The following is a 223-nucleotide window of genomic DNA, read 5'->3' as shown; positions in this document are numbered from 1 at the left end:
TTTCGTCAGTATATGTCAGCGGATACTCTGGCAAAGCATCTGCTTTCGGTGCATCACTTGGTACCATGTTTGGTTTAGCTGTGCCGACTTTGACAATTTGCGTTACTGGAGCTAGAGTTTCCTCGTTAGACAACTCTTGGCGGTCGACAACTTGACCGTTGGAACTGTAGACACGGGTCTTAATCGTACGTTCACCTTGGACACCCGGAGTTGCGATTTGACG

At 48.4% G+C, this 223-nt stretch carries 1 protein-coding gene; it reads right to left on the bottom strand.

The features are described 5' to 3' along the window. Positions 1 to 223: G5 domain-containing protein (locus tag HMPREF2853_RS05165; protein ID WP_148131402.1), on the bottom strand; the 223-nt coding region annotated here is incomplete at both ends.

It is taken from the genome of Streptococcus sp. HMSC077F03, from assembly GCF_001812375.1.
Taxonomy (GTDB): Bacteria; Bacillota; Bacilli; order Lactobacillales; family Streptococcaceae; genus Streptococcus; species Streptococcus oralis_S.
Note: the sequence above shows the minus strand (reverse complement) of the source record. Positions and strands in the feature narration are given on the sequence as shown.